Source organism: Saccharibacillus sacchari, assembly GCF_037722395.1.
In the GTDB taxonomy this organism is placed as follows: Bacteria; Bacillota; Bacilli; order Paenibacillales; family Paenibacillaceae; genus Saccharibacillus; species Saccharibacillus sacchari_A.
In genome coordinates this window covers 43,547-64,209 of sequence record NZ_JBBKAR010000045.1, presented here as the reverse complement: position 1 = coordinate 64,209, position 20,663 = coordinate 43,547, and the positions used below count along the sequence as shown (strand labels likewise).

Genomic DNA, 20,663 nt, shown 5'->3' with positions numbered 1-20,663 from the left:
GCTACAACAACCCTTCGATCGTCCCGTCCGTCTCCAAACGCATTCTCGAAGCTGCCGGAACTTTCGGCAAGCCGGGCATCGTCATCATATTGCCCGTTTCGACGACCACGAATCCGGCGCCTGCGGATAGCGACACGCGCGACACGCTGACGGTAAAGCCTTCCGGGGCGCCGAGCAGGGAAGCCCGGTCCGAGAACGAATAAGGTGTTTTCGCCATGCACACGGGCAGATCGCCGAAGCCGCGCCGTTCGAAGTCGGCCAATGCTTTCGAAGCGGCGGGCGCATAGGTTACGTCGCTTCCGCCATACAGTCGGGTAACAACCGTCTTGATTTTGTCCTTGAGACTCAATGACGCTCCGTACAAAGGCTCATACCGCGAAGGTTGCTCCTCCAGGATCCGCATCAGGCTGCGGGCAAGCGCGGCGCCGCCGGTAGCGCCTTCGGCCCAAACGTCGGACAGCTCAGCCGCGACGCCAAGCTCGCGGCAGGCGTCGAAGATCAGGTCCAGCTCGCTTTCGTAATCGGCGGCAAAGTGGTTGACCGCGACCAGAACCGGCATGCCGAAGGCTTGAAGGTTGCGCAGATGCCGCTTCAGATTGCCCAGCCCCTCCGTCAAAGCCCGCGTATTCTTTTCGCCCAGCTCTTTGACGGGGACTCCGCCGTTATATTTGAGTGCTTTCGCGGTCACGACCAATACGGCGGCATCCGGTTTCAACCCGGCCTGACGGCATTTGATATCGAAAAACTTTTCCGCGCCCAACTCCGCCCCGAAGCCCGCTTCGGTGATCACCACATCGCCGAGCTTGAGCGCGGTTTTGGTTCCGATCACGCTGCTGCATCCGTGCGCGATATTGGCGAACGGCCCGCCGTGCACGATCACCGGCGTTCCGTCCAGCGTCTGGACAAGGTTCGGCTTGATTGCATCCTTCAACAAGATCGCCATGCCTTCCACGGCGTCCAGCAGAGCCGCCGTAACCGCTTCGCCTTCGAACGTATAACCGACTACGATTCGTCCCAAGCGCTTTTTTAGATCCGCTGCGTTCTCGCTCAAGCAAAGCACGGCCATGACCTCCGAAGCGGACGTGATCAGGAATCCGCTTTCCTGCGGCATTCCGTTGCCCGCGCCCAATCCGGTCACGATGCTGCGCAGGCCGCGGTCGTTCATGTCGACGGCGCGTTTCCAGACGATCCGCTTCGGATCGAGACCGAGGGCATTGCCTTGGTAGATATGGTTGTCGATCAGGGCGGACTGCAGATTATGCGCAGACGAGATCGCATGCAGATCGCCCGTAAAATGCAGATTGATATCCTCGGCGGGCACAATCTGCGCTTTGCCTCCGCCGGTCGCGCCGCCTTTCATGCCGAAGCACGGTCCGAGCGACGGCTCGCGCAGCGCGGCGACCGCGTTCACGTCCAGTGCCTGAAGCGCCTGCGTCAGCCCGATGGTGGTCAGCGTCTTGCCTTCGCCGGCCGGCGTCGGATTCACGGCGGTGACCAGCACCAACTTGCCGCTCGGGCGGTCTTTCCATTTTTCGGTCAGCGAAGGATTCAACTTCGCTTTGTACTTGCCGTAGAGCTCCAAATGCTTTTCGTCGATTCCTGCTTTCGCGGCCACTTCTACAATCGGTTTCATGCCGTAAACGTACCTCCTGCTTTCGAATGATGCGAACAGGGGTATTATCGTTGATCGGCGCTGCGCGCGCAACAAAGTTCGTCACGCAGGCGCAAGCCGCTACCCAAAAGTAAAGTTCCGGTTTTGCCTGAGACAGGCTTTCGAAAAAACGCGTACGCCTATGGACGCATCAAAAAAGCGAACCCCGGAATGACTTCCGAAATCCGCGCCGCCTCACTTCCCGATCCGGAACAAATCGAACCCGTCGATCTCCGCGTAACCGTCCCCTTTGGAGAAACGGATCGTATGCTTGCCTTTGCTTAAGCTCATTTTTTGCGTCGAAGTTCCCCAGTTGTCCCAGCCCTGATTGGTCACGTAAAAATCGCTTGGCGCTCCGCCGTCCACGGACAGCTTCAGCGTCGACCAGACGCCGCCTGCCGTACCGTTTCCCGTACGCGCATACAGGATGTACGTCCCGTTTTTGGGCACGTTCACGTCGATCTCCACATAGCTGTCCGGCGTGTCGATATAGCCGACTTTCGCGCCGCCCGAGCTATCCGGATGCCGCGACACCTTCGCGGTTCCGGCCAGCCGTCCGTCCTCCGCTTCGTACCGGTCGCGCTCCGGCTCGCCGCCCGGCAGCTCGATCGGCGCGTTCGGATTCACCGGCGCGCCGAAATTCGGCGTTTTGTCGTCGTTCCACGTGAAGCGCTGCGCCCGCACCTCGCGGTCCCAGCCGGAGCCTTGCCGTTTGGCCGCATGGTAGACGATCCAGTCTTCGCGTCCGTCCGGCGATTTGGTGAAGCTGGCGTGGCCCGGTCCGTAGACGCCGTTGCCGCTTTTGAACACCTGGTCCGGTCGTTTGGTCCACGCAGCCGGGTCCAGCAGGTTGCCGCTTTTTTTCGCCGTCAGCAGGCCGAGCGAATAATCGTCGGTCCAGCTGCCGCTTGCGGAGTAGACGACGCTGATCTCGTTGCCCTTCGTCAGAATCTGCGGGCCTTCGTTGACGAACGGGGTGTGGTTGGTCTCCCAAGTATGTTCCGGCCGCGCGATCTCGACTCTCGGCGAGTCGATCGTCCACGGGTTGCTCATATGCGCGATGTACAGAATCTGCCGCACGTTTTCCGTGCCTTCCCAGCCCGACCAGATCAAATACAGCTCGCCGCGCGTTTTCAGCACGGTGCCGTCGATCGCCCAGCGGTTCGTGGAATCGGCAATCTGCCCTTTGTCCGTCCAGGTGCCTTTTGTCGGGTCGAGCGAACGGTTCTCCATCACGTACATCCGGTGGTTGGCGTTGTCGCCGTCGTCTTTTGCGTAATAGATATACCAGGCGCCGTCGATATGATGCAGCTCGGGTGCCCAGACGTTTTGCCCGCCTGTTTCGATTACGGTCGTTTCGCCTGCGTCGATGCCGGTGAGCGTTTTCGATTTCCACAGCGTGACGTTGTTTCCGGTCGTTTTGGTGTAGTAGTAATAGCCGTCGGCGTGCCGATACATGAACGGGTCCGCGCCGTCCTGCATGATGACGTTGTAGAAGTCGTTTTTGCCCGCTGAAGACGCTCGTGCAGTGTCCAGACTTCCGCCGCTGAGCGTCGTGCCGAGCAGCATCAGGGCAAGTCCTCCTTTGATCCACGTTTTGCTGTTCATTTCTCCGTCTCCTCTCGAAGTTTCTTTTATAGATAAGCGCTTACAAAAATCTCCTTCGGTATAGCACGGGAAAGCACGTCTTCAACTTAACGCAGCCGACAACCCTTGAACAGGACGGATCTTTGGAGGGACCTGTCTTATTTTTTGAAAAAGGCTTTCTTTTGCCGAGGAATGGACATATTTTTAGGTATGGACGGTATTTTGGGGAAAAAGTCGAAAAGCGTCGCTTGCGCGGCATTTGGATTTACAATGAAGAAAAGCGGGCGTAGGCCGGAAAAAAGGAGGAGAAAAGTGATGCGCCGTTCGGATTTTTGGTATGGGAAAAGGACGCCGCTGTGGCTGGTGCCTGTGCTGATCGTCGGGGTGTTGCTGCTCGGGCTTTGGCTAACGGGCAAAAATGAAAGCGGATACCAAAGACCTCTCGCCGCGAAAGAGAAGACGTCGATCGAGTTCTGGACACCTTTCAGCGGGGGAGACAGTTCGTTCATGAACGCGCTCGTAGCCAAATACAATGAAGAGAATCAAGACGGGATTATGGTACGCATGAACAACAACAAGCTGGACGATTATTACGCGAAGCTCTCCACGGCGATCGTAACGGGCGAAGCGCCGGACATCGCGATCGTGCACGTATCGAAGTATGCGCAGTACGTGCCAGCGGAGTTCGTATCGGTCGTTGGGGAAAAAGAAGCGAAGGAAGCGGGCATAGACTGGGACGGCTACAATCCGAATATCCTGCGCAAAACGGTTGTGGGCGGCAAGCATTACGGCGTGCCGCTGGATGCGCATTTCGGCGTGCTGTATTACAACAAAAAGTGGCTGGAGCAGGCCGGGTTGTATACGGATGGAGTCGTTAAGATCGCGCCGGGAGAACAGGGTTTTACCGATTTTTTGAAAAAGCTTCGCGACGAAGTGCCCGCAGACGTCGCGCCGCTCGCCGTGCCGAACATCCGCATCGATTCGCTGTGGCTGTGGTGGTCGCTGTACAGCCAGATCGACGGAGGCGGGAAGCTGTACGATGCAACAGGCACACATGCCGAACTGAACGAACGGGCGGCGAAACGGTCGCTCGATTACGTCGATTCGCTATACCGGGCAGGCTTGATTCCGCCGGATATCAACGACGCGACCAGCCAGTTCGCCCGGGGACGCGCGGCTACGCTGTTTCTGGGCGTCTGGTCGATCGGCTTGTTCGAGCAGGCCGACGATCTCGATTTCGGCGTGATGCCTCTGCCGCAAATCTACGATCATCCGGCTTCGTGGGGCGACGCGCATACGCTGGCGCTGCCGGCCCGGGCGGACGCCGATCCGGCAAACAGGCAGGCCGCGCTCAAATTCGCGGATTGGCTGACGCGCCATGGCGACGTCTGGGCGCAGGCGGGACATATTCCGGCGTACGAAGCGGCGGCGAATTCGCCGGAGTTTCTGGCGCTGCCCCGCCGCGCAGACTACGTAAACGCGGCCGACGACGTCGCCTACTTCCCGGACCATCCCAAGCAGGGGCGGATCAACGACGAATTGGTGGCCGAACTGGAACGGCTGTGGTCCGGCAGCCTAACGGTTGACGGACTGCTGAAGCGGATCGAGCCGAAAATCGACCGGATTCTGGAGGAGTAGCCTATGCGCAGGTTAGCGGCTTATTGGAGAGACCGATACTGGAAAGACCGGGGCCTTGCGTTCAAGCTGATCTGGATCAATCTGGTGCTGATCGCCGTGCCTCTGCTGTTGTCCTCGTTGCTGAGCGGGATCGGGTACTCGAAGTCCACGCAGCGCAATGTCGGCACGTACCAGGCGGACGCCGTACGGGAATTCAGCGCCAATCTGGACATCTATATGAATGAGCTGGCGCTGCTGACGACGCTGCCGTATCAGACGCCGGAGCTGCTCGATTATTTGGAACGCCGGGATGCCGAACAGTCGACGCTGTACGAAGAGCGGATGTTGCTGGAGGATTTCATGCGCCGCATTCGCGTGAACGGCCGGGTCGACACGATCGGAATCACGCTTCAAGCGGAAAAGGTGCGTTCGTACATGGAGCCGCCGGACAGTCCGGGGCGGTTTACGGAAGGATACGACCCTGATCTGAGCGCCTTTTTATCGCAGGCTTCTTCCGGCCGTGCCGTGTTCGTCCGGCCGCATGCCGTGCTGTCGGATAACGGTTCGACATACGAGGTATTCTCCGCCGTGCGCGTGATTCGCAGCCTGGAAAGCGGCGACCCTCTCGCGATTTTAAAAATCGACGTGCCTGCGAATGATCTGAACGAACGGATAGCCAATCTGTCGGGCAGCGGGGAGCGTTCGGTCGCCGTGCTTGATCATAAAGGCATTCCGATCTACCAAAACGGGAATTTTCCCGACGCTACCGGCAATCTGGGCGCGTATCGGGGGGAAGGCACCGTTACGTTGGGGAGCGGCCGCTCTGCCTTGCTGATGACCTACGTAACGTCTCCGGTCACGGGCTGGACGGTGCTTCAAGCGGTGCCGCTCACGGTGCTGCTCCAAGACGCCGAGACGGTCAACCGACAGATGCTGCTGGTCGGACTGGCCTGCCTGGCCGCTTCGGTCTTCGTGTCCGTTCTCTATTCGCTGCGCATCACCCGGCCGCTAAGCGTGCTTCGGCGTTCGATGAAGCGGGTGGAAAAAGGCGAATTCGGACTCTCGATCCCGGTCGAAAGCGAAGACGAGATCGGGCATCTCAGCCGCACGTTCAACCTGATGGTCTCAAGGCTCGGGAGCTTGACGTATCGGCTGTACGAGACAGAGATCCGCGAGAAAAACGCGGAGATCGCGTCGCTACAGAGCCAGATCAACCCGCACTTTTTGTACAATACGCTCGGTTCGATCAGCATGTACGCGGAACTTGAAGGCAACCGGGAAGTGGTCAGCATGACCAACCATCTGAGCGCCCTGCTGCGCTACAGCATGGGCGGAGGCCGTTCGGAAGTGACGATCCGCGAAGAGATCGGGCATATCCGCGGCTATCTGGCGATCCAGAGCATCCGTTACGAAGAACGGCTGCGCTACAAGATCGAAGCGCGGCCGGGGCTGCTGGAGCAGCCGATCATCCGTCTGACGCTTCAGCCCGTGGTGGAAAACGCGATCGTGCACGGACTGGAACGCGGCAGCGGCAACGTGGAGATACTGATCGCGATATCGGCGGAGAACGGACAGGTCTCGATCGCGGTCGAAGATAACGGACCGGGCATGGACGGCGAGGCTTTAGGCCGGCAAAACGCCAAGATGGAAGAAGGGCTGCTGCCGGACGGACCCGGCGGGCATGGATTGGTCAACGTGCATCGCAGGCTGGCGCTCAAATACGGACCGGGCTTCGGCGTTCGGCTGGAGCATTCGGCAAGCGGAGGCATTCGAGCCAAGATCGTGCTGCCGCGCGTCTCGCAACAACAAGCGGAAGAAGGGAGAGAGGGCCTTGGATAAACGAACGGTATTGGTCGTCGACGACGAAGCGATTTTCCGCAGGGGACTGCGCCACTTGATTGGCACGTCGGGCAAAGAGTGGGAAGTCGTCGGCGAAGCGAAAGACGGCCTTGAAGCGTTGGAGGAAATCGAACGCCTGAAGCCGGAGCTGGTCATCACGGATATCCGTATGCCGCGTCTGGACGGGATCGGGCTTCAGGAACAGATCCGCGAGCGTTACCCGGATATGAGTTGCTTCGTGCTAAGCGGGTATAGCGATTTCCGTTACGCGCAAAGCTCGCTGCGGTACGGCGCGCGGGATTACCTGCTCAAGCCGGTAGACAAGGAAGAACTGTACCGGGTGCTGGATCAGGTGGAGCGCGAATTGCTGCAAAAAGACATGCAGCGCGAAAAACGTCTGCCCGCGCAAATGCCTGTCTCCGCTTCTTCCGAAGAACGCGAACGGCTGCTGGACGGACTTGTGCGCGGTGAATTGCCGCATGCACGGCCGGGGGAAATGCGGAGAGCCGGTATCGAATTCGAGCGCGGCATCTACTGCCTCGTCGCCGAGCTGGACAAAGATTCGGTCGAGCCAACCCGCTACGAACAGCAGGAAGCAGAGCTGTTCTCGCTGTATATTCGCCAATTCGTCGAGGAAGCACTGGCCGGCGTCCGCGCGGGCTTCGTGTTCCGTCGCGGCGAAAGCGTCGTGGCGTTGCTTGACGCCGAAGTCTCGGCGGAGTCGCGCGAAGACATCGCGGGACTTGCCCGGCATATCGCGGCGAAAATCCGCCGCGAAGGCAATCTGACGATCACCGTCGGGATCGGCGGAGGCGTGCACGGCATCGAAGAAGCGTCGAAATCCTACGGCGAAGCGAAGATCGCATTGCTGTATCGCCTGACGTCCGGCGGCAACCGGGTACTGCTGTACGAAGATCCGCCGCGCCAAGAAACGCCGTCGGCCAAAACGCCGCTGACCCATCGCGGCTATCTGGAGCAAGCGCTGCTCGAAGGCGGCGACGACGATCTCGGCGAACGGATTCGCGAAGGCATCGAGCAGCTTTGCGGTTCCGCCGTCAGTCCCGGCGTGATCCACGAGCAGGTCTGCCGCATGCTGCTTGAAGCATACGGCTTGGCCGTGGATCGCGGCTTGCAGGGCGATTGGCCGGAAGGCCGCGATATCGGCGGCGTGCTTCAGGGCGCGCTCGCGATCAGCTCGCGCACGGAGCTGGCCGCCTACTGCGCAGGACTGCTCCGCTCGCTGCAAGCGCTGATCCGCCGCGGCGACGAAGGCGGCGGCATGCACGCCGTGGACAAGATCGTCCGGCATATCGAAGAGCACTACGCGGAGCCGATCACGCTCGGCAGCATGGCCGAGCGGGTGTACCTCAACGCCTCGTATTTGAGCAGCCTGTTCAAAACCCGTCTCGGCCGCTCTTTCGTCGAGATCCTGACCGCCGTTCGGGTGCGCGAAGCGTCGAAGCGCCTGCTGCACACGGACGACAAGATCGCTTCGATCGCCTACGAGACCGGCTTCTCGAATATCCGGCATTTCAACCGCGTGTTCAAAGCGGAGACGGGGCGCACGCCCAAAGAATTCCGCGAGACGCTGCGGCCGGACCGGGCTAATCCGTGAGCGGAATGCGGCGGCAACCCGGCTGTAAGCCCGGCACCGCGCGCAAAGAGCCATAGGGATAGACCGCGTCATTAGCGAAAAGGCAGGCAGGCGAAGCGGAAAATCCGGCGGCACAAGCTGCAAAAAGGAGCGGCGGGAAGCGGCAGAGCGCGTTAACGTACGATTCCGGCGAGTGCGCCTGCCTGTTGCCCTTTTCCAGTTTTGCGTTTCCGCTTTCCCTTTTCCGTCCGCTGCTGTCGATTATAACGAAACATACCCATCGCAACCCACTCCACCTTACTGGTTTATCCGATGCTCCGGCCCTCTAACGGATTGCATATCCGTTACACGCTCCGATCAGATATGTTTTGGATTGTAACGGATCGCATATCCTTTAAAACCCGGAAATCTTTCTTTTTCGCTTGAAAACCTACTCGAATTCCTTCTAAGCGTCACCTCGTTCCGTTAAAAATTCCGCGATTCCTCAAACGACGTCTAAGCGTCGCTTCGTTCCGTTAGAAATCGGTGCTCGAACAGAACTCTCGGCATGCTTCAATCCGATCGAACCCTCCTTCGCTTGTCGGACTCCCCACGTACCGAAACCCAAACATATGTCCACTGCCCCTAAAGAAGCGTCATTCAGTCCCGGGGCATTCAGCCTTATGATTGATTTGTAAGCGCGATCATTGAACGCAATCAGCAAACGGTGCGGGGGCGGCAGCAACTTGCAAGACGTTGGGAAGACGGTTCGAAGCAGATCCATAAGGGAGGTTTTACGATGAGAAAAAGACATCTGTTCCAAACGGCCGCATGGGCTTTGACGCTCATGCTGCTGCTGAGCGCCTGCGCGGCGGGAGGGCCCGGCACAAGTTCGGGCACGAGCGGAAGCGCGGACGCCGGAGGAGGCGGCGAAGCGCCGGCCGGCAAAACGGCGATCTCGTACTGGACGCCGTTCAGCGGCGGCGATGGCGAGTTCATGACCCAGATGATCGAGAAGTTCAACGCGGAGAACCCGGAGATTCACGTGGAACAGCTGGCGAATCCGGCAGGCGATTATTATACCAAGCTGCAAACGGCAATCGCGTCGGATCAGGCGCCGGATCTTATGGTACTGCACTCTTCGCGCATGCCGCAGTTCGTTCCTTCCGGCTTCGTGACCCCGCTCGACGATCTGGCCGCCGAAGCGCAGCTTGATTGGGGCGAGTTCAATCCGACGATCCTGGAATCGACCGTGTACGACGACAAGCATTATTCCGTCCCGCTCGATACGCACGCGATCGTGATGTATTACAACAAAGAGCATCTGGAAAAAGCGGGCGTGCTGGACGGAGACGGAAATCCCGTTTACGACCCATCCCCGGAAGGTTTCACCGAATTCCTGACCAAGATCAAAGACGCGGTTCCGGCCGATGTGGCGCCGCTGGCCCAGCCGGACGTACGGATCGACTCCTATTGGATGTTCTGGGGCTTCTATAACCAGATGACCGGCGGCGGCAAATTCTACGACGACAGCGGCAAAGCCGCGCTGAACAACCCGCAGGCGCTGGAAACGCTGGAGTACGTCGACAGCCTGTACACGTCGGGACTGATTCCGCCGAAAATCAACGATGCGGTCAAGCTGTTCCAGGACAAACGCGCGGCGGTGCTGATTACGGGGGTCTGGAGCACGGGCGCTTTCGAAGGCATCGACGGACTGGACTTCGGCGTCGTGCCGATGCCGCAGATCTACGACCAACCCGCAACATGGGGCGATTCGCATACGTTGGCGCTGCCGAAGCACGGCACGGAAGATCCGGCCAAGCAAAAAGCCGCGCTCATCTTCGCCAAATGGCTGGCCGACAACGGCGAGCTGTGGGCCAAAGCCGGGCATATCCCGAGCGTGACCAAAGTGCTGGAATCGCAGGCGTTCCAAGACATGCCTTACCGCAGCGACTATGCGGCGTCGGCGGACTTCGTCAAATACTGGCCGCGCAACGAAAAGCAGGGCCAGGTCAACGATAACGTCATTAAGGAATTCGAGAAGATGATGGCCGGCAAGCAGGACGCGCAGACAACGCTCGAAAAGTCGAATGCGGCGATCGACAAAACAATCGGCCAATAATCCGCGGATCACGACGAAAAGCAAGCGAAAAGGCGGTCCCGCCGCGGACCGCCTTCCTTGTTTCGAAGTTTCGAACAACGTTTCCGGAGCGCGGCAATCGAAGCCGGAGCATTTGTCCGGACGATCCGGAATACTTTCCCGTGACAACGGTCTCCTGTTCTTATCTTAAGTATTCGAAAGGGGCGACATCATGGCTACCCAAACATTGGCAGGCCGCAAAAAAACCGGGGCTCCCGCCCGCGCGCCGCGAAGCTCGCTGCGTCGGCAAGGCTGGGTGACCGGCGTGCTGATGGTGCTGCCGTACACGATCTTTTTCCTGCTGTTCTCGCTGATTCCGATTCTGTACGGCTTCGGGGTCAGCTTCTACGATTGGTCGCTGCTCGGCGACAAAACGTTTATCGGCCTGCAAAACTACGTCAACCTTATGCAGGACGAAGAGTTCCATGCCAATCTGCTGAATACGGTGCTATTCACGGCGGTCAGCGTGCCGCTGATCACGGGCGCGGGGCTTTTGCTGGCGGTCATGGTCAATAGTATCCGCAAAGGCCAAGCGTTCCTGCGCATTTCCTTTTTCATGCCTTACGTGCTGTCGGTATCCGTTATCTCCAGCATCTGGGTGATCTTTCTTCAACCGTACACGGGTCTGCTGAATCGAGTGCTGCGCGGGATCGGACTGATCGACAGCGAAATCTTCTGGCTGTCCGACTCGACGCTGGCCTGGGCTTCGATCATCATGGCGACGCTATGGTGGACGATCGGTTTCGTGTTCGTGCTGTTCCTCGCCGGGCTTCAGGATATTCCGGAATCGTTTTACGAAGCGGCCGGGCTGGAAGGCGCGAACCGTTGGCAGACGTTCCGCTACATCACTTTTCCGTCGCTGTCGCGCGTGACCGTGCTGGTCGTCGTGCTCCAGACCATCGCTTCGTTCAAAATTTTCGGCCAGTCCAAGCTGATCACGGGCGGAGGCCCGGCGGGCGCGACCAAAACGGTCGTGTTCTCGATCTACGAAAACGGCTTTCAGACGTTCCAGATGGGCTATGCGTCGGCGATCGCGTTCGTGCTGATGCTGGTCATTCTGGTAATCTCGCTGCTGCAAACGCTGCTGCTGCGCAGATTCGGCGAGTGATCGTAACCTTTATCCAAGGAGGGTGTTTCCATGCTTGATCGCCTGTATCCGTACGTCGTTCGCATTGCGGCCGCCTTATTCGCGCTCCTGTTCCTGACGCCGGTCTTCTGGATGCTGTCGCTCTCGCTGACGCCGGAAGGCGGCAGCTTGTTCGCCGGAGGGTTCAACGTGTCGTTTGACAACTACAAGACCGTACTGAGCCGCGCGCCGATTTTCGGCTGGATGGGCAACAGTCTGGTCGTCTCGGCTGTCACGACGGCGCTGGTGCTGCTGCTCGCGTCGATGGCGGCGTATTCCTTTTCCCGTATCCGGTTTCCCGGCAGCAAAGTGCTGTTCGTCCTGTTCTTATCGGCGATGATGATTCCCGGCGAAGCGACGCTGATTCCGCTTTATCTGCTGATGCGCGACGTCGATCTGCTCGGCACCAGAGTCTCGTTGATCCTGCCCGCGATCGCGGGGCCGATGGGCATTTTTATCCTCAAGCAATTTTTCGACGGGCTGCCCAAAGACCTGGAAGAAGCGGCGCGGATCGACGGAGCGGGCTTTTTCAAAATTTGGTACCGCATCTTCCTGCCTCTGTCTCGTCCGGCGCTGGCCGCGCTCGGTATCTTCACGTTTATCGGTTCGTGGAACGACTACGTCTGGCCGCTGATCTCGATCTCGGACAAAGCTTATATGACGATCACGCTCGGCCTGCCGATGTTCCAAAGTTCGTATAACCAGGAATACGCCCTGCCGATGACCGCCAACGCGCTCGCCGCAATTCCGGTGCTGATCGTGTTCCTGATTTTCCAAAAGCAGATCATCAAAGGCATCGCGTTCACGGGCGGCAAAGAAATGTAGCAAATCCTATCAAAAAGACGACGCGCCGGATGCTCCTGTCGAACGATCGCAGGAAGCATCCGCCGTCGATCGCATCCAAGGAGGACTTATGACCTTTTCAAATGAACGCAATGTGCCCCGCCCCGAGTATCCGCGTCCGCAGTTTCAACGCGCCGATTGGCTGAACCTGAACGGCGAGTGGGATTTTGTTTTCGACGACGCGCGCCGGGGAGACCGCGAGCGCTGGTTCGAAGGCGGAGAAGGAGCGTTCGATCGGCGCATTACCGTTCCGTTCGCTTTTCAAAGTCAGCTCAGCGGTATCGGCGATCCGGGCTTCCATGATCGGGTCTGGTATCGCCGCCGCTTCGACGTGCCGGAAGAGTGGTCCGATCGACGCATCCTGCTACATATCGGCGCGTGCGATTATGTGTCCACCGTCTGGGTCAACGGCCGATGGGCAGCATCGCACGAAGGCGGCCATACTCCTTTTCACGCGGATATCACCGATCTGTTGAACGCGGAAGGCGGCAATACCCTGATCATTCGCGCCGAAGACTTCAGCCGCGATGTGACGCTTCCGCGCGGCAAGCAGTTCTGGAAAGAAGGCTCGGAAAGCATCTTTTATACGCGGACGACAGGAATCTGGCAGACCGTATGGCTGGAGCCGGTGAAGAGTGTGCATGTGGAAAAAGTGAAATTTACGCCCGATATCGACCGCGGGGAGGTACGCGTGCGGACGTTTTTCTCGCGCGGGGCATACGAAGCGGCCGCAGGCGGAGAAACGGTCACGGCGGCGCTGCGGATTTCTTTTGACGGAACCTTGATCGCCGAAGACCGTTTCCCCGTGCTGCATGCCGAAGAAACGCGCGCGATCGGACTGAACGACTTCAACGATCATGGCCTGGGACGCTGGTGGACGCCGGAGCATCCGAATCTGTACGACGCCGAGCTGGAACTGACCTGGGGCGGTCGGACCGTGGATACGGTGAGCAGTTATTTCGGCATGCGCAAGGTTTCGATCGAAAATGGGCGGCTGAGCCTGAACAACCGTCCGACCTACATGCGACTGGTGCTGGATCAGGGCTACTTCCCGGAAGGGGTTCTGACCGCTCCGTCGGACGAAGACTTCGTGCGCGATATCCGGTTGACCAAAGACATGGGCTTCGACGGCGTGCGCAAGCATCAGAAGATGGAAGATCCGCGTTTCCTATATTGGTGCGACCGGATAGGACTGCTCGTTTGGGGCGAAGCGGCCAATGCCTACGCGTATTCGGAAGAGTATGTCCGCAAGTTCACGCATGAATGGCAGGAAGCCGTAGACCGCGATTACAACCATCCGTGCATCGTGGCCTGGGTGCCGATGAACGAAAGCTGGGGCATTCCGAACGTGCAGATCGACCGCCGCCAGCAGGAGCACGGCCTGACTCTGTATCATTTGACGCGTTCGCTCGACGATACTAGACCGGTTATCTACAATGACGGTTGGGAAATGGTGAAGACCGATATCGTCGCGATCCATGATTACGAATGGCGGGAAGAGGTTCTGGCCGAACGTTATTCATCCGCGGAAAAAGCGACGAACGCGATGCCGGCCAACCGGCGCATTTTTGTCGGGGAAGGGGCGTACGAAGGTCAGCCGATCCTCGTCACCGAGTTCGGCGGCATCGCCTACCGGAAAAGCGAGCAGGAGGGCTGGGGCTATTCCGGCGCGGACAACGACGAAGACTTCCTGGCCCGCCTCGGTGCCGTGATCCGACCGCTGACCGTGTCCGGTATCGTGCAAGGCTTTTGCTACACGCAATTGACCGACGTCGAACAAGAGATCAACGGCCTCGTGACCTACGATCGGGTGCCGAAGGTGCCGTTGGAGGAAATTCGGAAAGCAGTAAGGGGAGAAAGCTGATCGAGCAGGAAAGCGGGGAATTATTCGCGTTTTTCAAAGACCTCGATTCGTGACGTGAAGAGTGTGGCAGACTTTTTCAGAAGCGAAATAGATCAAATTGTAGAAATGTCCTTATTGAAAAGACTCCGATCCGCTTTGTAGAAACGAAAACGCAATGACACACAATGTTCACGGCGAAAAGGTGTTTTTTCAAGGCGGACACTCTATTCAGTGCCGTGAGAACCCGATATAATGTAAGCGTAACCAATTATCGCAAATCGGACTGAGTTACATCATCCAAGGAGGATGGAAGACATGGCAACAGCACTAAAAGAGTTCAAAAACTGGGTCACCGGCATGCGTCAACCGGACAAGGCTCTCGGCGACGACGATTACCGCAAACTGGAATTTTCGGTGGAACGCCATCTGCACACGCCGCAAGTCCCAAGCCCGATCACCTATCAGGAAGAAGCCCGGATCAAGATGGTTCAATATCATTAAGTTATCGGTTGAGACAATAGATCCGCATATAAAAAAAGAGACTGCTCCAACGCCGTCAAGCGGCGTTCGGAACAGTCTTTTTCGTTAAAGCGACGGACGAACTTTAATGTTCGGTCCAGTATTCGCCGCCGTTCTCGCGAACGTAGTCGTGATCGACGGAAGCTTCCATGATATCTCGGAACGCCCAGTAGCTTGCGGGAGCGTCCGGCCAACGGACGTTCAGTTCGCCGAGCAGAGGCCCGCGGCCCAACATGCGGTTGACCGCCGTGACAAGCTCCGCGCGGGCGATCGGCTCGTCCGGACGGAACGTGCCGTTCGTGTAGCCTTTGAGCAGGCCGGCTTCGGCGGCGGCGCGGATATAGCCGTCGGCCCAATGGCCTGCCGTGTCGGAGAAGTTCGCTCCGGCAATCGGTTCCAGGTTGCGGAACCGGGCCATAATGACGGCCAGTTCGCCGCGCGTGATCGCGCGTTCCGGCTGGAACATGCCGCTCGGCGTGCCGTTCATGACGCCGAGGTCGGCCGCTTTGCCTACATATCCGGCCGCCCAGTGGGAGACCTGCACGTCGGCGTAGCGGCCGCTTGCCGCCTGGGGCACTTCGTTGCCGATCATGATCCGCGTCATGATGGCGGCCATCTCGGCGCGGGAGATGGAGCGTTCCGGACGGAACGTGCCGTCCGGATAGCCGAAGATGTAATGGATATGCGCGCCTTGCTCCGGCGCCGTCCACAGAATCTCCGCGCTGAGCGCCGATTCTCCCGCCGAAGATACGGCCGAGACCTGAAGGCGATAGCCGTTTCCGGCTTGCAATCCGCCAAGCCAGTATTCGGTCAGTTTGACGTCGGAAGCGGCGAGGCGGCCGTCGATATAGACGCGGTACGACGACGCTCCGGTCGAAGGCTTCCACGTCAGTTTGTATCCGCCGATCGCCACGTTGGCGACGGACGGTTCGGACGGAACCGCGGGAACGACTGCCGTCGTCACGGGCGTCTGAACCGGAGCGGCGGCAACCGGAGGGGCCGGAGCCGGCGTAGGTACCGACGCGACCGCGTTCATGCTCAGATCGTATTCCACGATCGCGCTGCCGACATGGATGATGCCGTTATCGATCCAGCTGTCTTCGCCGGGAACGACGGCGCGGTTGCGCTTCTCGATTCGGCTGTCGTACGTCTCATAGCCGGATTTGACGGCTTTGATATAGTAATCGCCGTTCGCGTACACCATCCAGGCATAGCTGCCGTCGGCGACGGTAAGCTGCGGGTTGCGGTTACGGTTGGGCGCGAAATCCGCCAGTTCCGGCAACGGTACTTCCGTGTCCGGCGTGCGTCCTTGCGAACGGTTGAGCGCGGTATCGGCCCAGTATAGGCGCATATCGACGCCTTCGACGGCTTTCCCGGTCGCCGAATCCGTCACGATGCCGTACGGGTCGATCAAGACCGGCTCGATCGTCAATTGGCCTTCCTGGTCGACAGTCACGTCTTTGAACACGCCTGCCAGTTTTTCGCCGGACGGGCCTTCGAACTTGAATAGCAGCCGGTACGTGCCCGGCTGCACGTCGTCGACCTGATAACCGCCTTCGGCGTCGATCTTCACTTCCGAAGACAGCGTCTGGCCGGAAGAGTCGAGCAGCGTTCCGCTGACACTTCCGTTACGGACGAAATGCTCGAACGGCGAGCTGACGTTTTCGTCTTTTTGCACGAACAACTGGCCGCTGATCTGGCGGATCGCCGCCACTTCTTCGCCCGGCTGGTTCAACGCGCCGACTTCGCTGCGCTGCTGCATTTTGACGGTGCGGATCGCGCCGCCGATCTCGATCGGCGCCTCCACGTGCAGCGTGTAGGCTCTATTGCCGCGCGGAACCGGGATATGGTACGTGCCGTCGGCCGCCGTGCGGACTTCGGCCGTGAAATCGACGATTCCGTCACCGTCCAGGTCTTCGGCGATTTTGACCAGCGCGCCCGCGATCGCTTTGCCGCCGCTCGTCACGATGCCGTTGATCGACGGAGGCAGAAGCGAGATCGTCAACCGTTTTTCCGCGTAAATGCCGGATTTCGGTTCGCGCACGATCAGCGTCACGGTTTCTTGCACCGCCCGGTCGCTGTCGATTTTCGGAGCCGTATACGTCGCTTGGGCATTGCCGTCCGCATCCGTCGCGATTTTCTCGGCGCTCAGCTTGCCGGAATCGGCGGACAGGGTCGCCCGCACGCCTTCGATCGGTTTGCCCGTCAGCGCGTCGACGACGCTCGCTTTGAGTTCGGCGGTCGATTGCCCGTCGCCGATCAAGCGGTCGGGATCGGCCGACAGCACGATCTTGGCGACTTCGGCCAGATGCAGGTCAAGCCGCTCGGATTCGGCACGGACCGTGACTTCGCCGCTATCCAGCACGCGTTGAGGCGAGCGCGCGGAAATCACGTAATTTCCTGTCGGAAGAGCATCCAACCGATACTGACCGTTTGCGTCGGAAAGCGCGCTGAACGCCTGCTCGTTGCCGGGCGTGCCGGCCCAAACCGTGACGCCCGCAACGGTTCCTCCGGTGTGGCTGTAGACCGTGCCCGTCACGGAACCCAATACGACGGGAATCGGCGCTTTTTTCAGTGTGACCGTACGGCTGCCGGCAACGGTCGGATCGCTGCTTAGCGCCGCTTTGACGGTCACGGAGCCTTCCGGGGCGGAAGGCGACACGCGAAGCTCGCCCGTGGAAGGGTCGATCGTCACGCCCTGCGGGGCTGTCGGTTCGAGGCTCCACGAGACCGGATCGGTTACCGGCGATTCGGTCTCGCCGTAGACGGCTTGATACACGGTCGTCGCTTCCGGCTCGTTCGCTTCCGGAATCGTCACGGAATCAAGGCCGTTCACGCCGAGTTCGCCGTAGGCGGGAGCGGCTTTGACGGTAACCGATACCGACCTGACGGCGCTCCGGTTGCCCGCGGTATCTTGAGCCGCGAAGCTGAAACGATATGTTCCCGGCTCCAGCTTCGAAGGAAATGCGTACTTCCACGACCCGCTTTGGCCCGCCTGATCAATCGGCGAATACGTGATGCCGTTGTCGGCGGAAAACCGAATCTGGCTTCCCGCTTCCGCTGTCCCTTCGAACGCGATCGGTTGCGAATCGAAATCGATCACGGAACCGTCCTGCGGATTCGAAACGGCTATGGATGCCGGGGGGATGGTATCGATCACGATCGAATAGCCGCTTGAAGCAGGGCTGATTTCTTTCACGGGAGCCTGAGCTTTGGCAGTAAGCGTATGCGTGCCGTTCGCAAGAGGGCTCGTTGTTGCCACCCAGTTTCCCAGATCGTCGGCGGTCGCGGTCGCCAGCACGGTAGTTCCGTCGCTATCGTAGACCGTAACCTGGCTGTCCGGCTCCGCGGTTCCCTTCAATTGGGGAGTCGAGACGTTCGTGATACCGTCCGCCGAAGAAGAACCCGAATCGCTTGCGGCAGACAAGCCGATGATGTAAGGCGCCGCCGTCGTTTTGCTTTTCAGTCCGATCGCGGCGAAGGTTTGCGACGCATTGCTTGCGACCGTGACCGTTTGCACGGCGTTGCTTGTCGTGACGTCGTAAGACGAAGCGCGATCCAGTCGAAGCGTGACTTTGCCCGAACCGGAAGGGAACGAAAACCGTCCTGCGGCATCGGTCCATACTTTGTATTCCATGCCGCCGCCGTTGGTAATCGTGAGCATGATTTTTTCGTAAAACGGTTCCCCGGCGTCTTGTTGGCCGTTGCCGTCGTTATCTTTGAACACCGTGCCCGACACTTCGGGTTTTACGTTCAAGACCGTCGTGTAGGAAGGCCCCGGGAAATACGTCCAGGTATCGATGCCTTTGTTGTTGCCGTAGTCTTTGTCGAATCCTCGCGCGCCCGCCGAACTGTCGATGCCGGAAGAGGCGTCGCGCGGCTTGGAGGCGATCTGCGTGCCGGTGGGATCGAGCGAAATATTCGTTCCGTTGGCCGTTTTATAATTGCTGTCGTTCCAATAAATCGTGCCGGGAGTCACGCCGTTCGGCAACGCCGGCTCGGACGGTTGGTTCAGCGCTTTGATCTTGATCCCGTTCGGCGCGCTTTCGATATCCAGCATCGGGAAATGGTATTCCCCGCCTTTGACCGTCAGTTTTGCCGGATAATGTCCTTCGGCCAGCACGGCCCCCGCGCGGTCTTTGCCGTCCCACTTGACTTCGTTTTCGCCCGCGACGAAGGTGTTTTCGAGCACGCGGTCGACCGCCGCATCGTACGTGCCGTCAAGATCGGTGTCGATCACGAGCTGGTAGCTGCCCGGTTTGTCGGCTTTGAACGAGAATGTGCCGCCGACGCCCGGAGAGGTCGTCGCGCTCGACGTGCCGACGAATTTCAGGCTGTCTTTTTCGAGCTGGGCCAGCGAAAGCGGTTCGGTCGGAACGTCTGCCGGAAGATCCGCGCTCGGCCGGTTGAAAAAGATTCGATGCGTCTGATCCGTCGCCGTGTCCGGCTTCGTCGGATTTTGCACCGTCACGCCGCCCAGCGGAAGGAAGTTGCTGCCGTTCAGATTGACCGACCGATACAGCGTCGCGTTCGATCCGTCCAAAAAACCGCGGTTATTGGAGAAAAAGCCGAAGCCGAACGGGTCGATGCCGTTCAGGTCCGTTTCGTACTGATAACCGTCTTTGGTCAGCACGTATAATTTCGAATAGGCGTATTTGCCGCCTCCGCCCATATTAAGCGATAAGTAGTTCGTGTACGTTCGTCCGTCTTTGATCTCGCCGTCTGCGTTTTTGACGGTGATATCCCAAGCGGCTACCGTGCCTTGCTGTTTGTTAATGTTTTGCTGCTTGTCCGAATTGTAAAAATCGTTCGAAGAAACGGCAAGGGCTCCGGGATTGCCGCCGGAACCCGGACCGTGAAACTGGATCGTCCACCATCCCGTCTGGTCGGCCGCGACGGTCAGCGGCGTGTATCCGCCCGTATTGGAAGACGAATAGGGACCCGATTTTTCTTTGGCGACGGTATCGATCAGTCCCGCCCCGCCTGCAATCACGTCCCGCACGACTTTGCTGCCGTCCGGTTTGGTGACGACGATATCTTCGCCGTTGTAAGACGTGGGTACGCTGGAGCCGAGATACATCGTTTCTCCCACTTTGACGTACGTTTGCAGCGACGTGATCCGTTCGATCCCCGCCAGGTAAGTTCCAGGCGCCCATTCGGTGAACGGCCGCTCGCCTTTGCCGCTTTCGACCAGATCCCGGCTTCCTTCCGCATGGGCCGGATGGGCCGACCCCAGCCACAACGCCCCCAACGTCGATAGCCAGGCGAGCGTCAGCCCCATTTTTTTGAATTTCGATCCTGATTTGTTCATCTTAGGTGTCGCGTCCCCTTGTTATCGTTTTGTCTTTTGGCGAACCGGCGTTTGTCCGTCAAAAGTTTCTCCATTATACAATCCTTCTCTGAACAAATTCTAAACAAAATTTCCGATCGGCAAGCCCGCCCGCAACCTCCCTGTCCGCAAACGCGTATGCTACAATGGAAACGGCAGATTCGCCGGAAAAAAAGCAAGCGAAAGGAAGTCGGAAAATGAGCGAACAACAAGTGAACGAGAGCGAAATGATCGCATATATTGCGGATAAAACAGGAGTAGGCGAGGAAGGCATCAAGACGGTATTGAAGCACGAGCAGGCGTTCATCGCGGCAGCGGCCAAAAAGCCGGGCGACACGATCGAGTTGGACGGCGACGAGCTGGTCGATTACGTCGTTGCGCAGAAAAACGTCAAACTGAACGAACTCGAAATCGAGAACGTTCTGGATGCCGAGATGGCTTACCTGATCGACAAGGGCTTGGCTGGCTACGAGGACTAAAGTTAGCTTTTTAACATGCAGGGGTCTGAATAAGCAGGGCGTCAGTAAATAAGAAAGCATTCGGAACTGTTGGAAAGGCGCGTTTTCGCGAGAGAATTTGCAGAGGTACGCATTCAG

Annotated in this window: 12 protein-coding genes; 9 read left to right on the top strand and 3 right to left on the bottom strand. The window is 58.9% G+C overall.

What is annotated here, in order from left to right; translation table 11 throughout:
• Window position 1: 1 nt before the first annotated feature.
• Both WKI47_RS17030 and WKI47_RS17025 read right to left on the bottom strand, forming a co-directional pair.
• A complete protein-coding gene (locus WKI47_RS17030; protein ID WP_340228360.1) occupies window positions 2–1,633 on the bottom strand; it encodes a formate--tetrahydrofolate ligase in 1,632 nt (543 codons plus the stop codon).
• A 213-nt stretch (window positions 1,634–1,846) separates the two neighbouring features.
• A complete protein-coding gene (locus WKI47_RS17025) occupies window positions 1,847–3,259 on the bottom strand; it encodes a family 43 glycosylhydrolase (RefSeq protein WP_340228359.1) in 1,413 nt (470 codons plus the stop codon).
• A gap of 294 nt (window positions 3,260–3,553) precedes the next feature.
• Between WKI47_RS17025 and WKI47_RS17020 the strand changes: the two genes are divergently transcribed.
• The 8 genes from WKI47_RS17020 to WKI47_RS16985 all read left to right on the top strand — a co-directional run bounded on the left by WKI47_RS17020 (window position 3,554) and on the right by WKI47_RS16985 (window position 14,720).
• Entirely contained in the window at window positions 3,554–4,876 is a 1,323-nt protein-coding gene (locus tag WKI47_RS17020; protein WP_340228358.1) for an extracellular solute-binding protein, read from the top strand.
• Between the two features lie 3 nt (window positions 4,877–4,879).
• A complete protein-coding gene (locus WKI47_RS17015) occupies window positions 4,880–6,694 on the top strand; it encodes a sensor histidine kinase (protein ID WP_340228357.1) in 1,815 nt (604 codons plus the stop codon).
• Window positions 6,687–8,309, top strand: a complete 1,623-nt coding sequence (locus tag WKI47_RS17010) for a response regulator (protein ID WP_340228356.1) — start codon at window positions 6,687–6,689, stop codon at window positions 8,307–8,309. The genes WKI47_RS17015 and WKI47_RS17010 overlap by 8 nt, the downstream gene beginning before the upstream one ends.
• 757 nt (window positions 8,310–9,066) lie before the next feature.
• On the top strand, window positions 9,067–10,389 hold the full coding sequence (locus WKI47_RS17005) for an ABC transporter substrate-binding protein (protein ID WP_340228355.1): 1,323 nt from the start codon (window positions 9,067–9,069) through the stop codon (window positions 10,387–10,389).
• 190 nt (window positions 10,390–10,579) lie between these two features.
• Window positions 10,580–11,515, top strand: a complete 936-nt coding sequence (locus tag WKI47_RS17000) for a sugar ABC transporter permease (RefSeq protein ID WP_340228354.1) — start codon at window positions 10,580–10,582, stop codon at window positions 11,513–11,515.
• Window positions 11,516–11,545: 30 nt separating this feature from the next.
• Window positions 11,546–12,358, top strand: coding sequence for a carbohydrate ABC transporter permease (locus WKI47_RS16995; RefSeq protein ID WP_340228353.1), 813 nt, complete (start codon window positions 11,546–11,548; stop codon window positions 12,356–12,358).
• Window positions 12,359–12,446: 88 nt separating this feature from the next.
• Window positions 12,447–14,240 (top strand): glycoside hydrolase family 2 protein, encoded by a 1,794-nt coding sequence (locus tag WKI47_RS16990; RefSeq protein WP_340228352.1) that lies wholly within the window; start codon window positions 12,447–12,449, stop codon window positions 14,238–14,240.
• Window positions 14,241–14,534: 294 nt separating this feature from the next.
• Window positions 14,535–14,720, top strand: coding sequence for a hypothetical protein (locus WKI47_RS16985; RefSeq protein WP_340228351.1), 186 nt, complete (start codon window positions 14,535–14,537; stop codon window positions 14,718–14,720).
• 103 nt (window positions 14,721–14,823) lie between these two features.
• Here the strand turns inward: WKI47_RS16985 and WKI47_RS16980 are convergent, their stop codons facing one another.
• Window positions 14,824–20,049, bottom strand: coding sequence for an S-layer homology domain-containing protein (locus WKI47_RS16980; protein WP_340228350.1), 5,226 nt, complete (start codon window positions 20,047–20,049; stop codon window positions 14,824–14,826).
• A gap of 215 nt (window positions 20,050–20,264) precedes the next feature.
• Here WKI47_RS16980 and WKI47_RS16975 point away from each other — a divergent pair, with 215 nt between their 5' ends.
• Window positions 20,265–20,546 (top strand): hypothetical protein, encoded by a 282-nt coding sequence (locus WKI47_RS16975; RefSeq protein ID WP_340228349.1) that lies wholly within the window; start codon window positions 20,265–20,267, stop codon window positions 20,544–20,546.
• The last annotated feature ends 117 nt before the right edge of the window (window positions 20,547–20,663 follow it).

Coding starts and splice junctions, on each gene's coding strand:
- WKI47_RS17030 (WP_340228360.1), bottom strand. CDS start 1,633: ATGAAACCGATTGTAGAAGTGGCCGCGAAAGCAGGAATCGACGAAAAG.
- WKI47_RS17025 (WP_340228359.1), bottom strand. CDS start 3,259: ATGAACAGCAAAACGTGGATCAAAGGAGGACTTGCCCTGATGCTGCTC.
- WKI47_RS17020 (WP_340228358.1), top strand. CDS start 3,554: ATGCGCCGTTCGGATTTTTGGTATGGGAAAAGGACGCCGCTGTGGCTG.
- WKI47_RS17015 (WP_340228357.1), top strand. CDS start 4,880: ATGCGCAGGTTAGCGGCTTATTGGAGAGACCGATACTGGAAAGACCGG.
- WKI47_RS17005 (WP_340228355.1), top strand. CDS start 9,067: ATGAGAAAAAGACATCTGTTCCAAACGGCCGCATGGGCTTTGACGCTC.
- WKI47_RS17000 (WP_340228354.1), top strand. CDS start 10,580: ATGGCTACCCAAACATTGGCAGGCCGCAAAAAAACCGGGGCTCCCGCC.
- WKI47_RS16995 (WP_340228353.1), top strand. CDS start 11,546: ATGCTTGATCGCCTGTATCCGTACGTCGTTCGCATTGCGGCCGCCTTA.
- WKI47_RS16990 (WP_340228352.1), top strand. CDS start 12,447: ATGACCTTTTCAAATGAACGCAATGTGCCCCGCCCCGAGTATCCGCGT.
- WKI47_RS16985 (WP_340228351.1), top strand. CDS start 14,535: ATGGCAACAGCACTAAAAGAGTTCAAAAACTGGGTCACCGGCATGCGT.
- WKI47_RS16980 (WP_340228350.1), bottom strand. CDS start 20,049: ATGAACAAATCAGGATCGAAATTCAAAAAAATGGGGCTGACGCTCGCC.
- WKI47_RS16975 (WP_340228349.1), top strand. CDS start 20,265: ATGAGCGAACAACAAGTGAACGAGAGCGAAATGATCGCATATATTGCG.